This window comes from Oceanivirga miroungae (assembly GCF_902505095.1).
Classification (GTDB): domain Bacteria; phylum Fusobacteriota; class Fusobacteriia; order Fusobacteriales; family Leptotrichiaceae; genus Oceanivirga; species Oceanivirga miroungae.
Genome location: NZ_CABWIB010000001.1, coordinates 66,456 through 89,937 on the forward strand (window position 1 = coordinate 66,456; position 23,482 = coordinate 89,937).

A 23,482-nucleotide genomic window follows, 5' to 3' on the forward strand; every position below is an offset into this window, starting at 1 on the left:
TCCGATTAATAAACATCCACTGTTTTTTCATATATTTTTTTTATATTTTCTTTAATTCTAGCTTTTGCTCTTTTTTTAAATGAATCCTTTATATCTTCATCATCTGAATTGATATAGTATGATGCATATTTATCTAATTCAGAATCTAAATTAATTTCTGTTTTTCTCTCAATTCTTATTGTCTCATCTATTTTAATATATATCATTTGCATTAATTCATCTAGTATTTCTGCTTTTGCTTTTTCATAAGATGTTTCACTTATATTATATATTTTTTTTGCATATTCTTTAGTTAAAAGATTATCTTTATATATTTTAGACTTTATATATGAGAGTTCTTCTTTGTACCTTCTATTTTCACATAAAATACATTCTTTTTCATCTTCTACTGGTAAAAAGTATTCACTACAGACATTACATAGAATTGCATTTTTTGATTTCATTATATATTTAGTTATCTTAGCCTGTGTTTTATATGCTACATATATATTTTTTAAATTTTCATCTTCTATTTTTTCATACTCTTTTAAAGATTCTTCGTAAAACTTTAAAATTTTTAATTTATCTATTTTATTTTCTGAGTTTTTTTTAATTTCTTTTTTAAAATCCTCTGGCTTTTTTATTTTTTCTCTTACTTTTACTATTTCAAGTTCTCTTATATCTGGTATCTCTTTTTTTATGCTATCTAATAAAATTGATTTATACTCTATTAGTACATTTTCTATTGTATTATCATTTACATAAACTATTATCTTACTATCTTGTAATTTTATATTTGTATTTTTATATATTATTGGCTTTTTTTCATTTATTTTTTTCCATACTTTATCTACGCTATAGATTTCAGCGTATTCATTTATTTTTTTTATTCCATCCATTAAATATCCCTATCTAAGATTATATACTTTGCATTTTTCACATCGATTTTTTCTGTAGATGTAAAAAAACATTGTGTATTTTCTTTATTTAAATAATCTAACACACTATATTTTCTAAATTCATCAAAATATGCACTTATATCATCAAATAAATATATTGCCTTTTTGTTATATTTTCTTTTTATATATTCCCCTTGTGCTAATTTTATTGCCAGTAGTATTGATTTTTTCTCTCCTGTTGAAGCGTATGATTTTGAAAGTTTATTATCTAGTAAAATACTAAAATCATCTTTTTGAGGACCACTTATTGAATATCCATAAATTCTTTCTTTTTCTTCTCTTTGTAATAAATAGTTTTTGAAAAATTTTTTCATTTCATTTTTATCTTCAATAAATGCCATAAATGAGTTATATACTATCTCAACACTTTTTTCTCCAAGAAATAGATTTTGATATATTTCATTTACAATTTTAGATAATTCTTTTATATACCTATATTTTATTACCATTAATTCTACTGATAAATCTATAAATTTTTCTGTATATACTAAAAAAATTTCTGAATTCATATTATTTTCTTTTATTAACTTGTTTCTAATTTTTAAAATTTTTTGAAAATCTAGTAAAAGCTTTAAATAGTTCGCATCTACTTGTGAAATTTCGTAGTTAAAAACTCTTCTTCTAACATCAGGACTTCCTGCTATTAGTTCTACATCTTCTGGAGAAAAAGATATGGCTAAAATATTTCCTAAATATTCTTTATACTGTATTTTTTCACCATTTTTATAGAATTCTCTTTTTTCTTTATTAAGTCTTATACTATATTTTTCACCGTCTTTTATTCCAAAAACTATAGCTTCTGTTTCCTTATTTTTTATTTGTTCTATTACTTTTCTTGTTCTAAAACTTTTACCACTTGCTAAAAAATACACAGATTCTATCAAACTAGTTTTCCCCTGTGCATTTTTTCCGTATATTAAATTAAAGTTTTTACTAAATTCATATTCTTTATTTTCTAAGTTTCTAAAATTGCTAAGTAATATTTTTTCTATATACATTATTTTACTACTATAGTCTCCCCATTAAATTCAACTTTATCGTTTTCTCTTATTTTTTTCCCTCTTCTTAGCTCAACTTCTCCATTTACTTTAACAAGTCCTTCATTTATTACTATCTTAGCTTCTCCGCCACTTTCAACAAGATTAGTAAACTTTAAAAGTTGTTCTAATTTTATATATTCATCTCTTATTTTTACTTCCATTTTTAATCCTTTATGTTTCTATTTAATTCTTCTAATTCTTTAACAAAATCTCTGTCAATTTCTAATTGAGTTTCTATTTTTTTTATAGCATTCATTACTGTTGTATGATCACGATCAAATATTTTACCTATAGCATCATAAGTTATCATTAAATTTGTTTTTATTAGATACATCGCTATTTGTCTTGGCATTAGTATAGTTTTTTGTCTTTTTTGTGACTTTATTTCTTCAACGGATATTTCATAATTCTTAGCTATCTTTTTAACTATACTTTCTGCTGTCATTTTTGATTTAATAATAGTTTTTCTTCTTTCTAAAACTTCTTTTACTAAATCAATATCTATAGGTTTATCCAATAACTCCGATGATACTATAACTCCTTTTAATGTTCCTTGTAGTTCACGAACTGAATCGTCAACATGAGTTGCTATATATTCCAATGCTCTATCATTTACTTTTTTATTATTTTCCTCACAGTATTTTTTTAGTATTGCTATTCTTGTTGAAAAATCCGGTCTTTGCATTTCTACAATAACACCTTCACCTATTCTTGTTTTTATACGCTCTTGCATATTTTTAATATCTGCTGGATTTCTATCACTTATAAATACTATTTGTTTTTTTTCTAAATAGAGTGTATTAAATGTATTGAAAAACTCTTCTTCGACACTTCCTGTTCCTCTATTAAAAACTCTTTCAAAAAACTGTATATCATCTATTATTATTAAATCTAATTGCCTATATTTTTGTCTAAAGCTACCACTTCTATCTCTACTATCACTATCTTTAAAATTTCCTCTTCTAATAGCTTCTAAAAATTCATTATTAAAATCTTCTGCTGTTAAATACTTAACCTTTTTATCTGGTCTTTTTGCAAGTACTGCATTTCCTATAGCTTGACCTAAATGTGTTTTTCCAAGTCCAGATGCACCATATATTAAATAAGGAGTTATAACATTTTTTTTGTCATTTACTATTATATCGATTACTTGATTAGCCACAATATATGCAAACTCTGGATCTTTTCCAGCTACAAAGTTTTCCATTGTAAATTCTTCTTTTAATCCAGTATCAAAGCTTTCTTCTTCAATATATTCATTGTTATTATCTATGTATCTTATCTCGTAATCTTTTTCTTCTCTTGTTATTACAATGTCCTCTATTTTTATATCCGAAATTAAAAGAACGTTATTTAAAATTGCTAAAAATTTTTCTTTTACTTCTTCAAATTCATTTGCTACAACTACATTTTTAGTATGTAAATAGCAAATATTATTTTTTATTTCCTCTATACTTAATTGATTTAACATCGTTTCATAACTATTTCCATAGCTTGATTTAAACATCATAGACACTATACTAAAAATATTAGCTAGTTTTTCCTTATTCATAACACACCTACTTTTAAAACTTATATACACCAATTATACATATAAAAGGGGGAATTAGCAAATTTTTGATTTTTCCACTTTTCCACATTTTAAAAGCTTTATAAAGCCTTTAGTTTATTTGAAAAACGGTGTTTTCCACAATTTTTATTACTTTTGCACATTTGCCTATAATAACTGATTTAATTATGCAAAATTTTCTTTTTCCACAATGAAAAAATTTTTTTATCCACAAAATATTTTAAAGTCTATACCTTGAATTTATTGACTTTTTTCTATTTTTCAACAAGATCATTCTATTTTCCACAAATTATAAATTAGCATTCCTTATTTTTTTATCCATTTTTGTTCTTTTAATTTTTCAACAAAATTTTATTCTATTTTTATCACTAAAACCATATATTTTTTGCAGTTTTCAACAAAATTCAAAAGTTTTACACATTCTCTGTATCCCTTTATTTTCAACACTTTTATTTATTTTTGCACATTCAATATTTTTCAATATGTGGAAAAGTTTTCAACATTTAATAAACATGGTATTAAGGTAGTTTTCAACAAAGATTTTATACTTTTTCCCTTTATTTTACTGCCTTTACACTTTTACACATCACTTAATATTACTATTACTTAAATTAATGAATATATATATATATATGTACCTATCTCTACTTTTTTTTGATTCTAACTCAAATTATATCTTTTAATTTTATCTACTAATAAATTCTAAATAAATATTTTATATCTAGCTTATATATATAATTTATAAATTAATTTTCCCTATAATTGAATCAGTTATACAGTCAGTTATTTATTTTTTTGTTCAATTTCATGTTGATTTTACTAGGTTTATAACTTTTTTTAGTTTCAGTTACAAATTCAGTTGTTGACAACTTATATTTTTTGTGGTAATATTGGTTATAAAGAAAAAACGAAACAATTAGGAGGAATTATTATGAAAAAGAATTGTACTTGTAAAAAATCTGTTTGTTGTAAAGATAAAGGTTGTAACTGTACTTGTTGCGAATAAGAAATTTATTTAAAGATACTGTAAAAGGTATCTTTTTTTGTATATAACAACTCTAATAAAATAGCTATAAAAAGCCCCACAAGCCTTATAGAACGTTTTTATAGTGTTTAGGCTAACCTTTATTGCTTTATTTTGATTTTGAGGTAAAATTTAGTGAATAAAGAGAAAAGGAGATATTGGTTATGAATATTTTAGTTTTAAATAGTGGAAGTTCATCAATTAAATATCAATTGATAGATACTGCTAAAAAAGAAGTTTTAATAAAAGGAAAATTTGAAAAAATTGGATACTGTGATTCTATGTATTCTATTAAAGATAAAATAACAGGAGAAAATGTAAAAGAAGAAAAAAAAGAATTTTTAACACATAAACTAGCACTAGAATTTATATTATCTAAAATAGATCTTAATTTAATTGATGCAATAGGTCACAGAGTTGTTCATGGGGGAGAAAAATTTTGTAAAGCCACTGTAATGACAAAAGAATTAGTATCAGAATTAGAAAAAATAAATGATTTAGCACCACTACATAATCCAGCAAATATAAAAGGAATAAAGCTTTGTATGGAACTAATGCCTGATAAAAAAAATGTAGCGGTTTTTGATACAAGTTTTCATAATACAATAGAAAAGCCTAAATATATATATCCAATACCATATAAATTTTATGAAAAATATGGAATTAGAAAATATGGTTTTCATGGAACTAGTGTTAAATATGTAAGTCAAGTTGTAAATGGTTTATTAAATAAAGAAGATAGTAAAATAATAGTATGCCACCTAGGAAATGGTGCTAGTATAACTGCTGTTAGAAATAATAAGTCAGTAGATACTTCAATGGGATTTACACCATTATCAGGAATTCCTATGGGGACTCGTTGTGGAAGTATAGATCCATCTATAGTTAAGTATTTATTTGAAAAGGGATATAATACACAAGAATTATTTGAAATTTTAAATGAAGAATCAGGAATGAAGGGAATTTGTGGAATATCAGATAATAGAGAAATGACAGAAGCTATGCAAAATAAAGATAAAATGGCTGAACTTGCTTTTAATGTTTATTCTAATAGAGTTTCTACTTTTATAGGTTCATATTTTGTAGAATTAGAAGGAGTAGATGCAATTGTATTTACCGGAGGAATTGGAGAAAATTCTAAAGAAACAAGAAAAAGAATTTGTTCTAAATTAAAAGCATTAAATATTCATTTAGATGAAGAAAAAAACAATAGTATAAAAGAAGATGGACTTATATCTTGCGAAGATTCAAGCGTTAAGTTATATATGATAAAAACTGATGAAGAAATGATGATAGCAAAAGATACAGAAGAAATATTAATATAAAAAGAGCTACCTCAATTGTGAGGTAGCTTAAATTTTAATTTTCAAATTTATATATATCTGAACTATATAGTTTAAATACTTTAGTAAATAAGAAATGTGTTATTATTGCAACTCCAAATGGAACTATTAAGTAAGCAATTACTAATCTTACTAATGCTAAACTTGTTCCCATAGATACAAATTGGTTATATGCTTCAATTGGACCAACTAATCCAACTATACCAAATCCTGCAGATGCTTTATTACCTAGTATACCTACTACTCTAACAGTGATACCACTTGCAATTGAAGTTACAATTATAGGTAAGTACATAATAGGGTTTTCAACTATATTTGGGAAAAACATTTTCATGGCTCCAAATAATGCAGCTAATGTTATACCTGATTTATTTTTAGCAGCAATTGAACCTACAACTAATACAGCTGCAGTTACAGTAACTCCCATATTAGCAGCTCCTGATGATAATCCAGTTAAACCTATTGCATAAGCTATTGCAACTGTTGAAATAGGTGAGATTATGATAATTGCAAATGATATAGTAATTAAAATTGACATCATTAGTGGTTGTAAATTAGTAAAGTATAAGATTAAATCTCCTATAGATTTTGTTATTTGAGCTACATAAGGAAGAGCTAATAATCCTAAAAATCCTACACCCGCTCCAACTATAATTGGTTGGAATATTATTGTAAGAGATCCTAATTTGTTATCTAAATACATAGTTACTAAAACAGCAACTGCAGCAAATAGAGTAACATTGATTAAATCTCCAATACCGGCCATTTTATACATACCAGCTTGTGCATTAAAACTAATAACACCTGATGATATAAATGTAGCAGCACCAATTATTGTTGATTTCATCGGATTAAATCCAAATTGTAATCCTACTAACAATCCAACTAATGCAGCACATAAACCTTGCATTATTACCATTGAATCAATAAATAATTTAATATATGCGTTAGCAGCATAAGGTTTTAAAATAGCTCCTAATACTGCATTTGGAATTAGTGCAACTACTATAGCTAATGCTAATCCATCTAAAACTTTTTTAATAAATAATTTTTTACTCATTTTACACTCCTAATATTTTTTCTTTACCGTGAACAAATTCAGTTATTAATTCACAGTAGAAAGCTTCTTTTCCAGCTTCTTTTGCTTTTTTAGCAACATAACCATTTAAGAAATCAATTTCTGTTTTTCTGTGATTATTAATTAAATCTTGATACATTGATGGATAGTGTTTAACACCTTGGAATTCGCTAGTTGTAAACCAACAAACTAAATCTGTCATTTCTTTAACATCTAATGTAGTTCCTTGTTCTTTTGCAACCATTGCAAACTCAGTAACTATTTGTCCTAATAAATGTCTTAAATTAGGTATAGTTCCTAATTGTTCCATATTACATTGTAAGATAGTACAACAAGCATTCATAGTACCGTTTATACATGCTTTTCTCCAGATAGAGTACATAATATCTTCTGAATAAACTGTAGGTAGTCCTGAATTATTTATAGTTTCTACTACTTTTTTAGCACCTTCTATAGCTTCTTTATCATCAACTATATTTTGGATTTCTGTTTTTCCGTAATTAGAAACTTTAAATGAACCAGCACCTTGCATTGAAGCTGTTAATACAGTTACACCCATAAGTATATTTTTAGGATCTACAAATCTTTTTAAAGTATCTGTGTGACCTAAACCATTTAATAAACATAATACACGAGTATTAGCACCAAAAAGGTGTTTAACGCTTTCTAACATGTTAGATAATTGCATTGATTTTGTAAATACAATAACTAAGTCTGGAATATCTGTGAATTCACTTGGTTTACATGCTTGAATAGGAATAACTTCATCTGTTCCTAAATTATTGAACTTACAACCATATTGATTTATTGAATCGATATTATCTTGCCAAGAATCTAAAAATACAACTTGATTTCCTGCTTTTGCTAACATAGAACCATAAGTAGCTCCCATAGCTCCAGAACCTGCTATAACAATTTTCATAAGAAAATCCTCCTTTAAAATATATTTTTCATGTAAGATTATATAATGAAATGTCTATTTTGTAAATAAAAATGAGAAAATATTAGTTTGACAACAAGTAAAAGAAGAGGTAAAATCATATAAAAATTTAGGGGGGAAGTATATGCTTGTATTTTTTTTATTGATTTTATTAGTTTATGTAGTATCTATGTGGAAAATTTTTACAAAAGCTGGTTATGCAGGGTGGCTTTCAATAATCCCATTTGTTAATTTGTACCTAGACTTTAAAATAGTTTACGGAAAAGGATGGTATTTTTTATTTATGTTTATACCTATAATGAATATAGTTGTAGGAATAAAAATGGCTTTTGATAGAGCTAAAATATTTGGAAAAGGAATAGGATTTGGATTTGGAGTTTTATTCTTACCATATATATTTATCCCAATATTAGCCTTCTCTGATGCAGAGTATAAAGGAACAACAACTTTATTTTAAAAAAAGCTAGAAGCGTAATTGTTTCTAGCTTTTTACTAATACAAGTGTAGATAAAGCATTAAGTTTTACTTTGTTATCTACAATATTTATAGTATCTAATCCACTAAGTTTTGCTTTGTGATTATTTACTAATACAGTATATTTACCATTATTAATATCAAAATCAAATTCAAAATAGTTCGCATTATGTACTATTATTAAATCTTTAATTTCGTATGCAATTATATAATTATCATCTTTTAAAACTTTTGAACACTTTTTAATTTTTTCAAAATCATTTAAAGTAAATATATTAAAATATTTTCTAATTTTAACTAATTCTTTAAAGTAATCTACATATTCACTAAATTCATATGCTCTTTTATAATCTATCATATTTATATCATCGCTTGACTTATATGAATTTTCATCACCCATTTTAGTTCTTAAAAATTCTTGTCCTGAATGTATAAATGGTATTCCAAATGAAAAAAGAATTATACTTGTCCCTAGAAGATGTCTTTTTATTATATCGTTTTCATCCTCATAAGGCATCGTAAGTTTTAGTTGGTCATATAGTGTAAGGTTATCGTGAGCCTCAACATATTGAATTAATTGGCTTGGTTTAGTATAGGGCATTATTTCATAGCCAGATAATATATTTTTTAATATATTTTTTTCGTTATTTTCTACTCTACTTATATATCCACAACCGATATTTTCAAAAGTTGAGCCTTTTATTAAGTCTCTTATACTATCGTTGAAAAATGCAATATTAGGTATTTTATCTGCATTTTTTTGATTAGCTCTTTTTTCTTTTTCAAGACTTGGCATATCCCACCCTTCACCTAAAATTAAGATGTTTTTATTTATCCTACTTAATTTGTCATAAATTTCTGCCATTGTGTCTAAATCAAGTATTCCCATTAAATCAAATCTAAATCCATCAAATTTGTATTTACTTAACCAAAAAATTAAAGAGTCTACTATATATCTTCTAACCATAGAATGCTCACTTGCTACATCATTTGAACATCCAGTAGCTGCAATATATTTATTGTTTTCATCTAATCTGAAGTAATAGTTAGGGACTATAAGGTCAAAAGAGTGCTTTTTTGCATCAAAAACATGATTGTAAACAACGTCCATAATAACTGATATAGAATTATTATGTAAAACTTTTATTAAATTTTGTAATTCTAAAATACGTGAGTTTGGATCATGAGGATTTGCAGAATAGCTACCTTCTACTACGTTATAGTTTACAGGATCATATCCCCAGTTATATTTAGAAAACTGATTAAGTTCATCAACTGAATCTGATGAAAAATCAAATATAGGTAAAAATTGAATATAGTTAATACCTAAGTCTTTTATGTAATCGAGTCCGACTTTTTGCCCAAAGGAAGTAGCTTTATTTTCTTCGGTTAATCCTAAAAATTTTGCCTTATTTTCAATATTGGAGTCTTTAAAAAAAGTAAGATCTCTAATACTTGCTTCATATATTATCTTGTTTTCGTGATTTAAAAAATTAGTATTATTTTCTTTAATATCTACAACTACTGAATATTTTTCATTTGCACTACTTGAAATAGCATAAGGATCAGTTGATATATTTTTTTTATCTTTAAAAATAACTTCATAAAGATATTTTTGATTTAAAAGATCTTTATCTATTTTTATCTCAAATACAGCGTTTTCTTTTCTAGACATAGGGTATTTAGTGTTATCATCAACTAAAATTAAGTTAATTTCTTTAGCTAGAGGACTCCATACTTTAAATATAGTATGAGTATTAGTATAAAGAGCCCCTAATTTTTCTTCTGTATAATAAAGATTATCAAATTCTTTTGTTTTAAATAGTTTAGTTAATAAAAGTTCTTTATTTTCATTAAATATCTTTATTTCCGGTAAATCATTAATTAAAAGATTTTTATCAAGAATAAGTGTATAAATATTATCTTTAACAAAAAATTCTAATATATTAAATCCAGTAATTAAAATATCTTCTTTATTTATTTTTCTATCTGTTTTTATCTCTAATTCATTAAATTTTACTACATGTATTATCATATTATGCACCACCTTTTCACGATATATTAACTTAAAAAAATTCAAAAATCAATAGTAATTAAAACAGTATTTTGGTAGAATAAAAATAAAAGGAAAAGTGATAGTATGAGAAGATTAGGAATATCTATATACCCCGAAAAAACTACAAAAGATAAAATATTTAACTATTTAGAAAAAACAAGTAAAATTGGATTTAAAAGAATATTTTCTTGTTTATTATCTTGTAATAAGCCAAAAGATGAAATTATATCTGAATTTAGAGAAATTAATGAATATGCTCACAAATTAGGATTTGAAGTTATTGTTGATGTTTCACCTAAAGTATTTAAAGATTTAGGGATTTCATATACTGACTTAAAATTTTTTAGTGATATAAAAGCGGATGGATTAAGATTAGACGAAGGATTTAGTGGGAATGAAGAGAGTTTAATGACATATAATCCTTATGGGTTAATAATTGAAATAAATATGTCAAATAACACTCATAAAATAGATACAATAATGGACTATATGCCAAACAAATATAAGTTATATGGATGTCATAATTTTTACCCACATAGATACACTGGACTTGGAGTTGATTATTTTATAGCATCTACAGAAAGATTTAATAAATATGGAATAAGAACTGCTGCTTTTGTAAGTAGTCAAGAAAAAGATACTTTTGGACCATGGCCAGTAACTGATGGCCTTATAACTTTAGAAGAAGATAGAGATAAAAGTATAGATGTACAAATAAAACACTTAATAGCACTAGGAATAGATGATATAATAATATCTAATTGTTATCCAAGTGAAACTGAGCTTGAAAAAATAAAGGATATGGATTTATCTTTAATTTCGTTTAAAGCTGATTTAGAAAAAGATTTAGATGAAATAGAAGAAAAGATAATACTAGAAGAACTTCATTTTAATAGAGGTGATATAAATCCATACATGATAAGATCTACCATGCCAAGAGTTAAGTATAAAGAAAATGAATTTAAGGCTCATAATACAAGAGATATTAAAAAAGGTGATATCATAATAGAAAGTAGCCTTTATGGACACTATAAAGGAGAAATGCAAATAGCATTAAAGGATATGGAAAACAGTAAAAGAAGCTCTGTTGTAGGAAGAATCTCTGAAGAAGAGATATATTTATTAGACTATATAAAACCATGGCAAAAATTTAAAATAATAAAAAATAATAGTTAATATTTATTTTACTTTATGATATACTAAGTCTAAGAAATGGAGGGATAAGATGACACTAAAAATATTACTTATAGTAATAGCAATATTAGGACTATATTTTTTCTATTATTTAGTAAAAGATAGTTTAAATAATAAAGAAGAATATAGAGATAGCAAAATAAATAATTTTTGGCTTGCCATATTATCTATTATTATTTTCTTTTTTTCAACCTTCGGAATATCTGATTTTGCATTAAGCACAGTTATATATACAAGGTTAAAATGGTTAAAATTAAAAGATTTAATTGGAACAATAAATATAGACAGTATGATACCTACTATACTAATGGCTTTAATTTATTTAAGTTCAGTAGAAGTTGGTACTAAAACATTAATTGTTTGTATAGTAGCTCAAATAATAGGAGGATATATTGGACCAAATATTGCATTTGTTTTAAATGAAGAGATTATTAAAAAAATAATAGGGGTAGGATTAATTATAGTTTCTATAATAGTTTTATTAGGTCAGTTAGGATATATAAATGCAACAGGAAGTTTAAAAGAATTAGATGGAGTAAGATTAATAATTGCTGCAATTTGCTTATTTATTTATGGAGTACTTAATAATGTTGGTATAGGATCGTTTTCTTTAACTATGGTAACTATGTATTTACTGGGATTAGATCCAAGAGCAGCATTTCCAATTATGATGGCAGCAACAACATTCTCTGTTTTTGTTGGTAGTTTAAGATTTATTAAAAAAGGAGTATATAATAGAAAGATAGCTATTTATTCATCAACTTATGGTTTAATAGGTGTCTTTATAGCTGCATATATAGTAAAAAGCTTAGATACATATTACATAAAATGGATAGTATTATTCGTATTTTTACTAACAAGCTATACTCTGCTTAGCAAGAAATTTAAAGATAGTATAAGTTAATTAAAAGGCGCTATGCCTTTTTCTTTTAGAAAGAAGGATTTTATGAAAAGACAAATAAAATCTCCAAGTAAATATATACAAGGAGAAGGAGAAATAAGAAAGTTAAAAGAATACTCAGATATTTTATCAGAAAAAAGAGTGTATATTTTAGTTGATAAATTTGTATATGATAATTATAAAGAAGATATAGAGTTTAGCTATAAAAATGATTTATCAAAATGTCATATAGAAGTTTTTACTGCAAATTCCACAAAAAAAGAAATAGGTATTAGAGTAAATATGTTAAAAGAAAAAGATTTCGGAGTAATAATAGGAATAGGTGGAGGGAAAATAACAGATGTAGCAAAAGCTATTTCATATTACTCTAATCTACCCATAATTATAGCTTCAACGGTAGCGTCAACTGATGCTCCTTGTTCTAGTTTATCTGTGTTGTATGATGAAAATGGAAAGTTTTTACAATATTTACATCTAAAAGAAAATCCTAATATTGTTTTAATGGATACAAAAATAATAGTAAATGCACCAGCAAGATTTTTAGTTTCGGGTATGGGAGATGCATTATCTACTTACTATGAAGCAAAGGCTTGTTACGATAGAGGTGTTAAAAATTCTAAAGTAGCTTTAGCTTTAGCTAAATTATGTCTAGATACAATAATTGAAAAAGGATATTTAGCAAAATTAGCTAATGAAAAAAAAGAAATAAGTGAAGAATTTGAAGATGTAGTAGAAGCTAATACATATTTAAGTGGAATAGGTTTTGAAAGTGGAGGAGAAGCACTAGCTCATGCACTTCATAATGGATTTACAATTTTAGAAGAAATAAAGGGTAAATTACACGGTGAAATAGTTGCTTTTTCAACTATAGTTCAAATGCTTATAGAAAATAGAGAAAAAGAAGAAATAGATAAAGTTATTAAGTTTTGTAAAAAAGTAGGGCTACCTACGAATTTTAAAGATTTAGGTATAGAAAATTGTAATCTAGAAAATGTTATAAAAAAGACATTAGAAGATGAAACAGTAAATAATATGCCATTTAAAATAACAAAAGAGAATTTATTAGAATCAATAATAAAAGCAAATGAATTAGGTAAATAAAAAAGGCTATTAGAACATGAACCAATAAACTAGACAAATTAGATTATGGATATTTTATGAAGGGAGGCGCATGTTCTAGTGCCTATTTTTTATTACCAACTATAAACTAGTGATACATTTGATTTTATATCAGCAGAAAGAAATTCTATTCCTTTTTTATTTCCGTTATAATCTGTTGGGTAATTAAAGTTAAATCCAGCAGAAAAATCAGCTTTTAGAGTTAAATCTTTTAAAATATCATATTTTAAGTCATATTTACGAACAACTTCAAATTTAGTATTATTAAAAATAGATTTTTTAACTTTATCATATTTAATTATATCTACAGAAACTATAGTATTTAAATGAGATGATAAAGTTAATTTATCTGTTAGGTGAAGATCATATTTTGCACCAAGGTCAACTTTTAAATAAGCAAAAGAATCTTTAAGTTTTTCTTCTATTATTTTAGACGGAAACAACTTTTGTTCTCTAGCGATATCTGTGATAAATATATTATAGAACTTACCATTAGCACTAAGAGTTAGATTTTTAATGCTTCTATTTTCTTCATTTATTTCAAAACCTAACTCTGAATAAGTATCATTAATAGATAAAGAAATAGTATCTTTTGGTGTAAATATTTTTATATTATTCAAAAGAACTTTAAAGCTAAAATCATTATTTTTAAATTTCTTGTGCTTTGATTCAAGGCTTAATCTAGTAAATATCGAAGAATTACTGTAAGGAACTTCTTTATCGTTGTATTTTTTAAATTTTATCTTCCCAACATGATTATGTTGAAGTGAAAGATTACCTATAAGATCGAATTCTTTTAAACCATCAAAATTTGCACTAGCTTCTACTTTTACATATTCAATACCTTTATCACCCCAATAATGTTTAAGACTAAGTTCTGATTTAAAATCTTTAAACATAGCTAATCTATCTTTTTTTAAAGAAAGGCTATGAATTGATTCAAAATCATCTATATTAGTTTTAGTTATTATTTTTCTATATCCAGGTGTTTTGAATGCAGGAAATGCTATATCGTGTAATTTTGTCTTATTCTTAGTATTAAAATTCCAAATATAGTCATAATAGTTGTATTCAGTATTAAATTCAATTTCTCCAAATACTTTATTTCTTAAATATGGTTGATAAGTACCACGAGAAAGCTCATCTTCTATAGTAAGTTTTACATAAGATTCAATATTTTCTTTTTTAGGGAAAGTATATTTTAACCAAACATTTCCTTTAGGGTTGAAATCTAAAAGAATGATCTTTTTTAAACGAACGTTGTCTATTGAAATATTTTTTGCTTCATATTCTAAACCAAAATCAAGTCTTAAATCCTTATCGCTTAAATCTAATTTAACTTTAGGAGATAGTGGAAATTCTTCTAATTTTTCTTTATAGTTTTTTTTGTTTAAATTTAGTTCTATATTATTTGAAATTTCAAAATTACCATTTAATTTTGAGTAAGAAATAATTGTGCATAAAATGCTTAGTATTGTTAGTGTTTTTTTCATGTTTTTCGCCCTTTCTTTTTGTTAGGTGTTCATTATATACAGCGCAAAAAATTAAATCAATAGCACTATTTCAGTTATTAATAAGATGAAAAGATAAAAAAAATATTAATGGCTTGAAAAATAAGAGGGGAAGAAAAAAATATTTTTTAGTTATTTTTTGGATATTTTAAAAAAATTAACAATCACTAAACTTTTGAAAAAATATAGGGTGTTTTTGGTGAAAAATTACAAAAAACACCTGCATTTACTCATAATTATTAAGAAAAAAACTAAGAGGTATGAAAAAGTTAGATATTTTTCGGATATATTTTGATTGTATGTGTATTTCTATTAAATTTACTTGATTAAAAGCAAAAAAAATAAAACAGTTAATTTTCGGTTATATAAAAAAAGTAAAAATCAAAAACCCTACAAGCCTTTAATTTAGAGGTTTATAGAAAAAACTGAAAAAATTTCAAAATTTGACACAAATAATCTTTTAGGTATATATTCAGTACAAACCAAAATTAAAGAACGGAGAATATAATGAAAAAAAACTATAAATATCATTTGTATTTTTTATTATTAGCAGTAACAATTTCTTGTAGTAATAATCAAACAAATAGTCAGTTAAGTAGTCATTCAGGTAGTAATAGAAAACCTAGAATTCCAGCTTCTTATACAGAAATAACAGATCCAAACCAAAAAGCTAATTTATCTAATTTCTATAAATTCAATATAACAGGAGAAGACAATATAACAAAAAGTTATATTGAAAAAGAAAATGTAGTAGAAAATGGTAATGAAGAAGCTGAAATTGATATAAGGGAAAATAAGGTATTTATATCAGAATATGAATATATGAGAACAGACTACTATAAGAATAAAGAAGAATTTAAAAATATTAAAATATTTGGTAAGACGAATGATAATGTGAATACATTAGAATTAGGACATGGGGAAGAGGTTTTAAAAGCATTTTTAGACTCTAATTATGATGGATATAAAAATGAAAAAAAAAATACCTTAGATGAAAATGCCTATTTGAATATGTCTGACTACATACAGTTTGAAAAAAATAAAAAAGATTATTCTGGAATAGTTAATATGAGTTATGGAAGTACAACATATGTAAGTGCTTTGAACAAATTAAATCCAAATTCAAAATACATTGATAAATCTAATACAAAGTATTTTAGTAAAATACCAGAATATTTTTCAGATCTAGTTCAAAACCCTGAATATAAGAAAAATAAGTGGCTTAAAGTAATATCTCTAGGAAATAAAAATGATATTAAGGTTAAAGGAAAATGGTATTCGTCTATTCTATTATCTAAATATCAAAATTTATCTGAAGAATTACAAAAAGCAGCAAGAAGTGAAGTCATTTTAGTAAAAAATAGCTTCTATAAAAATGATTATCAAGACAAGGCTTTAGTTCATGAATTTCAAACTACAAAAAGTGGTAAAAAAGTTGTAGAGGTATATGATGAAGTATATGCATATGGAGATAATGAAAATTCAAGATACGATGCAAGTGCACTAGCTCTTAGATCAATGACAATAGGAGCTTTAGGTGTAAACTACAGTAATGGTTTTGAAAGAAAAGGATCTAGTTTTTCTTCTCCTCGTATTACAAGATTAGCTTATGAAGTGAAAAATAAATTCCCTTATCTTACACTTCATCAAGTAAAGGAAGTAATTTTTGGAACAGCAGATCATGATGAAAGCGGATATTTAAATGATATAAATGGTTGGGGTCAAGTAAATTACAAAAAAGCAATGAATGGGCCGAGTGATTTTAATGCAGGATTAATTGATGAAACTAAGTTTTTTGATGGTTGGTATTCAAAAACATTTGACAATGAAGGTAATAGATATTTTTATGTAGACACAAAAGGTATTGATTCTGAGTGGAGTAATGATATAACTAGTGGATTAAAAGGTGATGGAAATACAAAAAAATATAGAATTTATCCAATTATAGATGCAAAAGAGAAAATATTTAACTATAGATTAGCTAAAGTATTAGATAGTGAAAGACTTTTTTATTCTAATGTAGCAACAGCTGGACTTAGAAAAGATGGAAATGGAGATTTAATACTATCTGGTAGACAGCTATATAATGATAAGATTCAAGTATTAGGTGGGAGTTTAACTTTAAAAAATTCTGCAAACTCAAAAGAAATAGATGTTTTTAATGAAGCTACATTAAACTTAGATGGAAAAAGTAAAATAGAAATAAATGATATAGTATCAGATGGTAGAGTAAACTTTAAAACAAATGTTGATATGAAAGATTATAGAGCGAGTACAAGTTCAAATACAATATTAAATCCAGGAGTAAATATAAAAGCGAAGAGCTTTAAAGTAAATGGAAAATATAGCATAGGTGAAATTAAAACATTAGATGAATTAAAAAAACACATAACTATAGAATCAGGTGATGTTTTATTAAATTCGGATACAACAAGCATATATTTAAATCCAGTAATTACAAATGATAATAGAAGAGTAAAAATTGAATTTGCTACAGAAACACCAAATTATAGAAAATTAAAAGATTTAACAGAGATTGAAAAAAGAAATATACCTTCATACAGTATAAATGAAGCAAAGTTTTTTGAAGGGTATGAAAGTTTAGTAGAAGATAATGAAGAAGCTAAAAAAGCAAAATTAGCTTTAGTAAACTTATCTAGTGATAATAAGGAAATGTTAAAATCACAAGTTTTTACCGATAACTATGCAACATATGCAAAAAATTTATTTGAGTCAAATGAAAACTTTGAAAACGATAGATTTAATGAATATTTCAAATCACAAACAAGAAAAAATAGAGTAACAGTAAATACATATAAAAGCAAAAACTTTATGTCAGGAGAAAACTTTACAAGTTTTTCAAAGGATTTTTCTTCGCATAACTTAAAATACAATCATAAATTTAATGATAAATTAGAAGTAGGTCTTATGGGAAGTATTTTGAATTCAAACTTTGAGTTTGTAAATAAAGCTAATTTTAAAAATAATGCAGTATCATTAGGTCTTAATACTAATGTTAAGACAAAATATGTAGACTTTATTCTGGAAAATTTTGTAACATATAATAGTACAAAAATAAGAAGAAGTATAAAAGATGAAGAAGTTTTTTCTAATTTAAAATCAATTTTATTTGAAAATTCACTTATGTTAAAAAAGGATTTTGAATTTAAAAATAATATTTTATCGACATTTATTGGAAATAATTTACAAATTTTAAGTGTATTAGAAAATGATGGAGAAAATTCGGATTATTCTACACAAGTATTAACAACTAATTTAGTAAATAATAAGATATTTTCTGGTGTAGATATGATAACAAAAATAACAAATAAATTTATGCTAGAAAACAGAATAAAATTAGATTTTAATTTCCATAAAAATTTAAATTTAAATGTAAAAACTATGGGAGTTAAACAAAAATCAAAAGGTCAAGATTTAGATGTATTTAATGCAGTATATAATATGAATTTAAAATATAGAGTAACACAAAATTTAAATTTAAATACTAATTTAAGCTTAAATTTAAAGGGGAATTTTGGAATTGGGTTATCTTTTGACTACGAATTTTAATAATATAAGGCTTTGCAAAATAGCATAGCCTTTTTAAGTCTTAAAAATATTTTTAAAAAAATATGAATATATGATATAATTTTAATATATAAAACGAGGTGATAGTAATGTATAAATCAAAAACAACAGTATCAGAGGAATTTTTAGTGAAATCTGTAATAGATGGAGGTGAATACAAGGCAAGTTTAAATAGAAAGGAAAGTACAACGCCTATGGGAATATTAAATGTAGCCTTATCAGCTTGCATCATAATGTGTGTTAGAGGATACTATATTAAAAATAGAATAAAAGGTGTTAAAATAGAAATAGAAAATGAGTATGAGTACACAGAAAATAAATATGATATAGAAATTTTAGTATCAAAAAAAATAGATGAAAAAGAAATACAAGGAATAAAAGAATATATAAAAGAAAAATGTAGTGTTTCTAAAATGTTAAAAGAAGAAATTAAGTTAAATATAGATATAAAAGGGGTTGAGTAAAATTAATAATAAAGTAGCTGTAGTTGCAGCAAAAAGAAGCCCTATTGGAGTATTTAAAAAAACATATAAAGATGTGGATTTAGTAAGTTTATCTAGTGAATTAATAGATAAAATGTTAAAAGAAATTAAACTTGATAAAGATTTAATAGATGAAGTAATAGTAGGTACAGTATTACAAGGTGGAAGAGGACAAAATATAGCAAGACAGATAGAAATAAATGCAAAAATTTCCAATGAAAAACCAGCATATACAGTAGATATGGTATGTGGAAGTAGTATGAAAGCTATTAATCTAGCTAAAAACTCTATTTTAGTAGGAGAATCAAAGGTCATATTAGTTGGTGGAGTAGAATTTATGAGCGATGCTAACTTTATGTATGAAGATGGACTTTTTTGTTCTTTTAGTAATGCAAGCATGGGAATAACAGCTGAAAATATTGTAGAAAAATATAAGTTAAAAAGATCTGAATTAGATAAATTTTCTTTAAATAGTACAAAAAAAGCAATAGAAGCGCAAGAAAAAGAACGTTTTAAAGATGAAATAGTAGAGATTTTTGGAGTATCAAAAGATGAATTTGTAAGACTTGACCAAAGTATAGAAAAACTAGGAAAATTAAAACCTGTATTTAAAGAGGACGGAATAGTAACTGCTGGAAATAGTACAGGCTTAAATGATGGTGCTTCTTTTTTAGTTTTAATGGAGGAAAGTTATGCTAAAAAAATGGGCTTTGAAATTTTAGCGTATATTGATGATGTTGTTTCGGTAGGATTAGATCCAAACTACATGGGATTAGGTCCAATATATGCAATAGATAAGTTAATAAAGAAAAATAATATAGATATTTCATCTATTGATTTATTTGAAATTAATGAAGCATTTGCAGCTCAGGCATTAGTTTGTATAAATGAATTAGATATAGATGAAAAAAAGGTAAATGTTAATGGAGGAGCAATAGCTCTAGGTCACCCTTTAGGAGCTACAGGAGCTAGAATTGTAACAACATTAATATATGAAATGAGAAGAAGAAAGGTTAATAAGGGGATTGCTAGTCTATGTATAGGTGGAGGACAGGGAATGGCTTTATTAGTTGGTAGAGATTAAATGAGTGTAGGTATAGACAAGATAGGAGTATATATTCCTAAATATTTTTTAGATATAAGGTGTTTGGCAAAAGCAAGAAATGTAGAAGAAGAAAAGTATACAAAAGGACTTATGCATGATAAGATGGCAATAAGTCCTGTAAGTCAAGATATAGTAAGTATGGGAACAATGGCAAGTCTTAAAATTTTAAATGAAGAAGATAAGAAAAATATAGGTTTAGTAATATTTGCAACAGAAAGTTCATTTGATAAAAGTAAAGCTGCAAGTACATATATACATAGTTTATTAGATTTAAATCCGTATTGTAGAACTGTTGAAATGAAGCAAGCTTGTTTTTCAGCAACTGCAGGAATACTTATGGCAAGAGATTATGTAAAATTAAATAAAAATAAAAAAGCGCTAGTAATTGCAAGTGATATAGCAAAATATGAAATGAAAAGTCCAGGAGAATCCACTCAAGGATCTGGAAGCGTTGCAATTCTAATTTCAGAAAATCCCAAAATTGCTGAAATAGAAGAAAATAGCGTGAGTTATACAAAAGATGTAATGGATTTTTACAGACCCTCACAATATGAGTATCCTAAAGTTGATGGTAAATTAAGTAATGAAATGTATTTACATCACTTAGAGGTTACATACAATGCTTATGTTAAAGAAAAAAATGATACTAATTTTTCTAACATTTGTTTTCATGTGCCATATCCTAAATTAGCTCTAAAAGCAGTTAAAATGGTAAATAAAAATTTAGAAGATAGATATTATGATACTGTAAAATTAAATAGCCAAGTAGGTAATATTTATACAGGATCACTTTATTTAAGTCTTTACTCTTTACTATCTAATGCAGACTATTTAAAAGAAAATGATAGAATAGCAATGTATAGCTATGGTAGTGGTTCTGTTTCAGAGTTTTTTGTACTTAAATTAAAAAAAGATTTTAAAAAGGAAAAGTTAGATTTAGAAAATAGGATAGAACTTAGCATAGAAGAGTATGAAAAAATATTTTATGAAAAAGAAGTTGAAGATAAAGAATATGAAAATTGTACAGATGAAAAAGTGTATTTAAAAGGAATATTTGATTCTAAAAGGAAGTATGTAATAAATGGAAAATAAATTTGGTGGATATTATAAAAAGTCCAGAGAAGAGAGAATAAAAATATTAAAAGACTTAGAATATATTGATGAAAAAATGTATAACTATTTAATTGAAGAAAAAAGCTTAGAAAACTATAAAGCTGATAAAATGATAGAAAATGAGTTAGGAATTTTTGGTATTCCATTTGGAATTGCTACTAATTTTTTAATAAATGGTAAAGAATATATAGTCCCAATGGCAACTGAAGAACCTAGTGTAATAGCAGCAGCAAGTAATGGGGCAAAAATTATAGCAAAAAATGGTGGAATTACATCAAAAGTTCAAGAAAATAGACAAATGATAGGACAAATTTGTTTATATGATATAGATGATTTTTCTAAAAGTTTAAAAATATTAGAAGAAAACAAGGAAAAATTAATAAATCTAGCAAATAAATATCACGAAGGTATAAATAACTTAGGTGGTGGAGCAAAGGATATTAAGTTTTTAAAAAAAGGACAATTTATAATCATATACCTTTATGTAGATACATTAGATGCTATGGGAGCTAATATATTAAATACTATGCTAGAAGGTATAAGTTTTGAAATAGAAAATTTAATAAATGCTAAAAAGTTAATGGCAATAATTTCAAACTATAGCTTAAATACAATAGTTAAAGCAAGTTGTAAATTAAAAGTAGATAGCGAATACGGAAATAAGATGATGTTAGCTTATGAGTTTGCAAAAGAAGATGTATATAGAGCAGTTACTAATAATAAAGGGGTATTAAATGGAATAAGTGCTCTTACTTTAGTTACTGGAAATGACACAAGAGCAATAGAAGCTTGTATTCATTCTTATGCATCTAAAGATGGAAAATATATGCCTTTAACTAAATGGGAATACAAAGAGGGGTATTTACATGGAAGTATAGAAATTCCTATTCCAATAGCAACTGTAGGAGGAAGTATAGGTTTAAATGAAACAACAAAAATAGCCTTAAATATATTAAAAAATCCAAACGCAAAAAAGTTAAGTGAGATAGCAGCAGCTCTAGGTTTAGTTCAAAACTTTGCAGCACTAAATGCACTTGTAACTGATGGTATTCAAAAAGGTCATCTAAAGCTACATGCTAAAACAATTATGGAGTTTTTAAAAGCAAATGAAAAAGAATCAAATATAGTTATAGAAAAAATGATAAAAGAAAATAAGATAGAAATAGAATATGCAAAAAAAATATTGGGAGAAATAAGAAATGAGTACAAGCTCTAAGATAATTTTAATAGGCGAGCATAGTGTTGTATATGGTAAAAAAGCTATTGCAATACCTATAAAAAATTTAAGTTTAAGTGTTTCTTTAATAGATGAATATATTTTTGAAAGTGAGCATGTAAAGTATATCAAAAGTTTAATAGAAGAAAATTTTGATGTTCCTAAAAAATATATAAAAATAGAATCTAATATACCTAAAAGTGCAGGTATGGGATCTTCTGCTAGTTTAGCTATAGAAATAGCAAGAGCATACAATGTAGATGAAAATTTTGTTGTATTAAACGCAGAAAAGAAAAAACACGGTAATCCAAGTGGTATAGATAGTACAGTAATATTAAATGAAAAAGCAATAATATACCAAAAAAACGAAAAAATAGAGTTTTTATCTAAATTAAATGCTTTTATAGTAATTGCCAATACAAGAGAGTATGGAAATACTAAAAAAGCTATTGAAATAGTAAAAGAAAAAAATAGACCTGATTTAATAGACGATTTAGGAAAAATTACAGAATTAGCTATAGTGTATTATAAAAATAAAAGTTTAGTAAATTTAGGAAAAACCTTTGAATTAGCTCAAAATATTTTAAAACAACTAGGTGTAAGTTCAGAAAAAATAGAAGAAATAGTAGAATTATCAAAACCATATTCTCTAGGAACTAAGTTAAGTGGTGGAGGACTTGGTGGAGTTACAATTAGTTTATGTAACGGTTTAGATAATGCTAGAGAACTAAGAAAAGTATTAAGAAAAAACAAAATAAAAGATGTATTTATTGTAAGAATATAGGGGGGT

General features: G+C 25.3%; 19 protein-coding genes. 11 read left to right on the forward strand and 8 right to left on the reverse strand.

All coding sequences use genetic code 11. From position 1 onward, the window contains the following. Positions 1-5: 5 nt before the first annotated feature. Genes OMES3154_RS00395 through dnaA form a run of 4 tightly spaced genes read right to left on the reverse strand, consistent with a single transcriptional unit; the run spans position 6 to position 3,530 of the window. Positions 6-878: a hypothetical protein gene (locus OMES3154_RS00395; RefSeq protein WP_156682877.1), complete on the reverse strand. Its 873-nt coding sequence runs from the start codon at positions 876-878 to the stop codon at positions 6-8. Further along, complete coding sequence (recF, locus tag OMES3154_RS00400; RefSeq protein WP_156682878.1) at positions 878-1,936, reverse strand: DNA replication/repair protein RecF; 1,059 nt, start codon at positions 1,934-1,936, stop codon at positions 878-880. The genes OMES3154_RS00395 and recF overlap by 1 nt, the downstream gene beginning before the upstream one ends. Continuing rightward, positions 1,936-2,139: an RNA-binding S4 domain-containing protein gene (locus tag OMES3154_RS00405; protein WP_156682879.1), complete on the reverse strand. Its 204-nt coding sequence runs from the start codon at positions 2,137-2,139 to the stop codon at positions 1,936-1,938. Before OMES3154_RS00405 ends, recF begins: the two co-directional genes overlap by 1 nt. A gap of 2 nt (positions 2,140-2,141) precedes the next feature. After that, entirely contained in the window at positions 2,142-3,530 is a 1,389-nt protein-coding gene (gene dnaA / locus OMES3154_RS00410; protein WP_156682880.1) for a chromosomal replication initiator protein DnaA, read from the reverse strand. 1,206 nt (positions 3,531-4,736) lie between these two features. On the opposite strand from dnaA, the gene OMES3154_RS00415 reads away from it, so the two are divergent. Further along, on the forward strand, positions 4,737-5,897 hold the full coding sequence (locus OMES3154_RS00415; RefSeq protein WP_156682881.1) for an acetate/propionate family kinase: 1,161 nt from the start codon (positions 4,737-4,739) through the stop codon (positions 5,895-5,897). Positions 5,898-5,931: 34 nt separating this feature from the next. Here the strand turns inward: OMES3154_RS00415 and OMES3154_RS00420 are convergent, their stop codons facing one another. Together OMES3154_RS00420 and OMES3154_RS00425 are read right to left on the reverse strand one after the other, a co-directional pair. Then, a complete protein-coding gene (locus OMES3154_RS00420) occupies positions 5,932-6,975 on the reverse strand; it encodes a PTS sugar transporter subunit IIC (RefSeq protein ID WP_156682882.1) in 1,044 nt (347 codons plus the stop codon). A 1-nt stretch (position 6,976) separates the two neighbouring features. After that, on the reverse strand, positions 6,977-7,915 hold the full coding sequence (locus OMES3154_RS00425) for a 2-dehydropantoate 2-reductase (RefSeq protein ID WP_156682883.1): 939 nt from the start codon (positions 7,913-7,915) through the stop codon (positions 6,977-6,979). A gap of 142 nt (positions 7,916-8,057) precedes the next feature. Between OMES3154_RS00425 and OMES3154_RS00430 the strand changes: the two genes are divergently transcribed. Further along, entirely contained in the window at positions 8,058-8,390 is a 333-nt protein-coding gene (locus tag OMES3154_RS00430; RefSeq protein ID WP_156682884.1) for a DUF5684 domain-containing protein, read from the forward strand. Positions 8,391-8,414: 24 nt separating this feature from the next. Here the strand turns inward: OMES3154_RS00430 and pulA are convergent, their stop codons facing one another. Further along, entirely contained in the window at positions 8,415-10,442 is a 2,028-nt protein-coding gene (pulA, locus tag OMES3154_RS00435; protein ID WP_156682885.1) for a type I pullulanase, read from the reverse strand. A 105-nt stretch (positions 10,443-10,547) separates the two neighbouring features. Here pulA and OMES3154_RS00440 point away from each other — a divergent pair, with 105 nt between their 5' ends. From OMES3154_RS00440 to OMES3154_RS00450, 3 genes are read left to right on the forward strand one after another with little or no spacing between them, the layout of a single operon-like run. Beyond that, a complete protein-coding gene (locus OMES3154_RS00440; protein ID WP_156682886.1) occupies positions 10,548-11,639 on the forward strand; it encodes a DUF871 domain-containing protein in 1,092 nt (363 codons plus the stop codon). A 49-nt stretch (positions 11,640-11,688) separates the two neighbouring features. Beyond that, the gene (locus OMES3154_RS00445; RefSeq protein WP_156682887.1) at positions 11,689-12,561 is read left to right on the forward strand and encodes a sulfite exporter TauE/SafE family protein; all 873 of its coding nucleotides are present in this window, start codon (positions 11,689-11,691) and stop codon (positions 12,559-12,561) included. 42 nt (positions 12,562-12,603) lie between these two features. Beyond that, positions 12,604-13,659, forward strand: coding sequence for a glycerol dehydrogenase (locus OMES3154_RS00450; protein ID WP_156682888.1), 1,056 nt, complete (start codon positions 12,604-12,606; stop codon positions 13,657-13,659). 92 nt (positions 13,660-13,751) lie between these two features. On the opposite strand, the gene OMES3154_RS00455 is transcribed toward OMES3154_RS00450, so the two are convergent. After that, on the reverse strand, positions 13,752-15,170 hold the full coding sequence (locus OMES3154_RS00455; protein WP_156682889.1) for a hypothetical protein: 1,419 nt from the start codon (positions 15,168-15,170) through the stop codon (positions 13,752-13,754). Positions 15,171-15,695: 525 nt separating this feature from the next. On the opposite strand from OMES3154_RS00455, the gene OMES3154_RS00460 reads away from it, so the two are divergent. The 6 genes from OMES3154_RS00460 (at position 15,696) to OMES3154_RS00485 (ending at position 23,476) form a co-directional block, all read left to right on the forward strand. Continuing rightward, on the forward strand, positions 15,696-18,758 hold the full coding sequence (locus OMES3154_RS00460; protein WP_156682890.1) for a S8 family serine peptidase: 3,063 nt from the start codon (positions 15,696-15,698) through the stop codon (positions 18,756-18,758). 107 nt (positions 18,759-18,865) lie between these two features. Next, a complete protein-coding gene (locus OMES3154_RS00465; RefSeq protein WP_156682891.1) occupies positions 18,866-19,240 on the forward strand; it encodes an OsmC family protein in 375 nt (124 codons plus the stop codon). Beyond that, positions 19,233-20,342, forward strand: coding sequence for a thiolase family protein (locus OMES3154_RS00470; protein ID WP_231679233.1), 1,110 nt, complete (start codon positions 19,233-19,235; stop codon positions 20,340-20,342). Before OMES3154_RS00465 ends, OMES3154_RS00470 begins: the two co-directional genes overlap by 8 nt. After that, complete coding sequence (locus tag OMES3154_RS00475; protein ID WP_156682892.1) at positions 20,343-21,455, forward strand: hydroxymethylglutaryl-CoA synthase; 1,113 nt, start codon at positions 20,343-20,345, stop codon at positions 21,453-21,455. Further along, on the forward strand, positions 21,445-22,692 hold the full coding sequence (locus OMES3154_RS00480; protein ID WP_156682893.1) for a hydroxymethylglutaryl-CoA reductase, degradative: 1,248 nt from the start codon (positions 21,445-21,447) through the stop codon (positions 22,690-22,692). The genes OMES3154_RS00475 and OMES3154_RS00480 overlap by 11 nt, the downstream gene beginning before the upstream one ends. Then, positions 22,676-23,476, forward strand: a complete 801-nt coding sequence (locus OMES3154_RS00485) for a mevalonate kinase family protein (protein WP_156682894.1) — start codon at positions 22,676-22,678, stop codon at positions 23,474-23,476. The genes OMES3154_RS00480 and OMES3154_RS00485 overlap by 17 nt, the downstream gene beginning before the upstream one ends. Positions 23,477-23,482 lie beyond the last annotated feature (6 nt).

What these genes read in the sequence shown, in the direction of transcription:
- OMES3154_RS00395 (WP_156682877.1), bottom strand. Translation starts at nt 878, where the DNA reads ATGGATGGAATAAAAAAAATAAATGAATACGCTGAAATCTATAGCGTA.
- recF (WP_156682878.1), bottom strand. Translation starts at nt 1,936, where the DNA reads ATGTATATAGAAAAAATATTACTTAGCAATTTTAGAAACTTAGAAAAT.
- dnaA (WP_156682880.1), bottom strand. Translation starts at nt 3,530, where the DNA reads ATGAATAAGGAAAAACTAGCTAATATTTTTAGTATAGTGTCTATGATG.
- OMES3154_RS00420 (WP_156682882.1), bottom strand. Translation starts at nt 6,975, where the DNA reads ATGAGTAAAAAATTATTTATTAAAAAAGTTTTAGATGGATTAGCATTA.
- OMES3154_RS00480 (WP_156682893.1), top strand. Translation starts at nt 21,445, where the DNA reads ATGGAAAATAAATTTGGTGGATATTATAAAAAGTCCAGAGAAGAGAGA.
- OMES3154_RS00405 (WP_156682879.1), bottom strand. Translation starts at nt 2,139, where the DNA reads ATGGAAGTAAAAATAAGAGATGAATATATAAAATTAGAACAACTTTTA.
- OMES3154_RS00465 (WP_156682891.1), top strand. Translation starts at nt 18,866, where the DNA reads ATGTATAAATCAAAAACAACAGTATCAGAGGAATTTTTAGTGAAATCT.
- OMES3154_RS00430 (WP_156682884.1), top strand. Translation starts at nt 8,058, where the DNA reads ATGCTTGTATTTTTTTTATTGATTTTATTAGTTTATGTAGTATCTATG.
- OMES3154_RS00415 (WP_156682881.1), top strand. Translation starts at nt 4,737, where the DNA reads ATGAATATTTTAGTTTTAAATAGTGGAAGTTCATCAATTAAATATCAA.
- OMES3154_RS00425 (WP_156682883.1), bottom strand. Translation starts at nt 7,915, where the DNA reads ATGAAAATTGTTATAGCAGGTTCTGGAGCTATGGGAGCTACTTATGGT.
- OMES3154_RS00460 (WP_156682890.1), top strand. Translation starts at nt 15,696, where the DNA reads ATGAAAAAAAACTATAAATATCATTTGTATTTTTTATTATTAGCAGTA.
- OMES3154_RS00455 (WP_156682889.1), bottom strand. Translation starts at nt 15,170, where the DNA reads ATGAAAAAAACACTAACAATACTAAGCATTTTATGCACAATTATTTCT.
- OMES3154_RS00440 (WP_156682886.1), top strand. Translation starts at nt 10,548, where the DNA reads ATGAGAAGATTAGGAATATCTATATACCCCGAAAAAACTACAAAAGAT.
- OMES3154_RS00445 (WP_156682887.1), top strand. Translation starts at nt 11,689, where the DNA reads ATGACACTAAAAATATTACTTATAGTAATAGCAATATTAGGACTATAT.
- OMES3154_RS00450 (WP_156682888.1), top strand. Translation starts at nt 12,604, where the DNA reads ATGAAAAGACAAATAAAATCTCCAAGTAAATATATACAAGGAGAAGGA.
- OMES3154_RS00475 (WP_156682892.1), top strand. Translation starts at nt 20,343, where the DNA reads ATGAGTGTAGGTATAGACAAGATAGGAGTATATATTCCTAAATATTTT.
- pulA (WP_156682885.1), bottom strand. Translation starts at nt 10,442, where the DNA reads ATGATAATACATGTAGTAAAATTTAATGAATTAGAGATAAAAACAGAT.
- OMES3154_RS00485 (WP_156682894.1), top strand. Translation starts at nt 22,676, where the DNA reads ATGAGTACAAGCTCTAAGATAATTTTAATAGGCGAGCATAGTGTTGTA.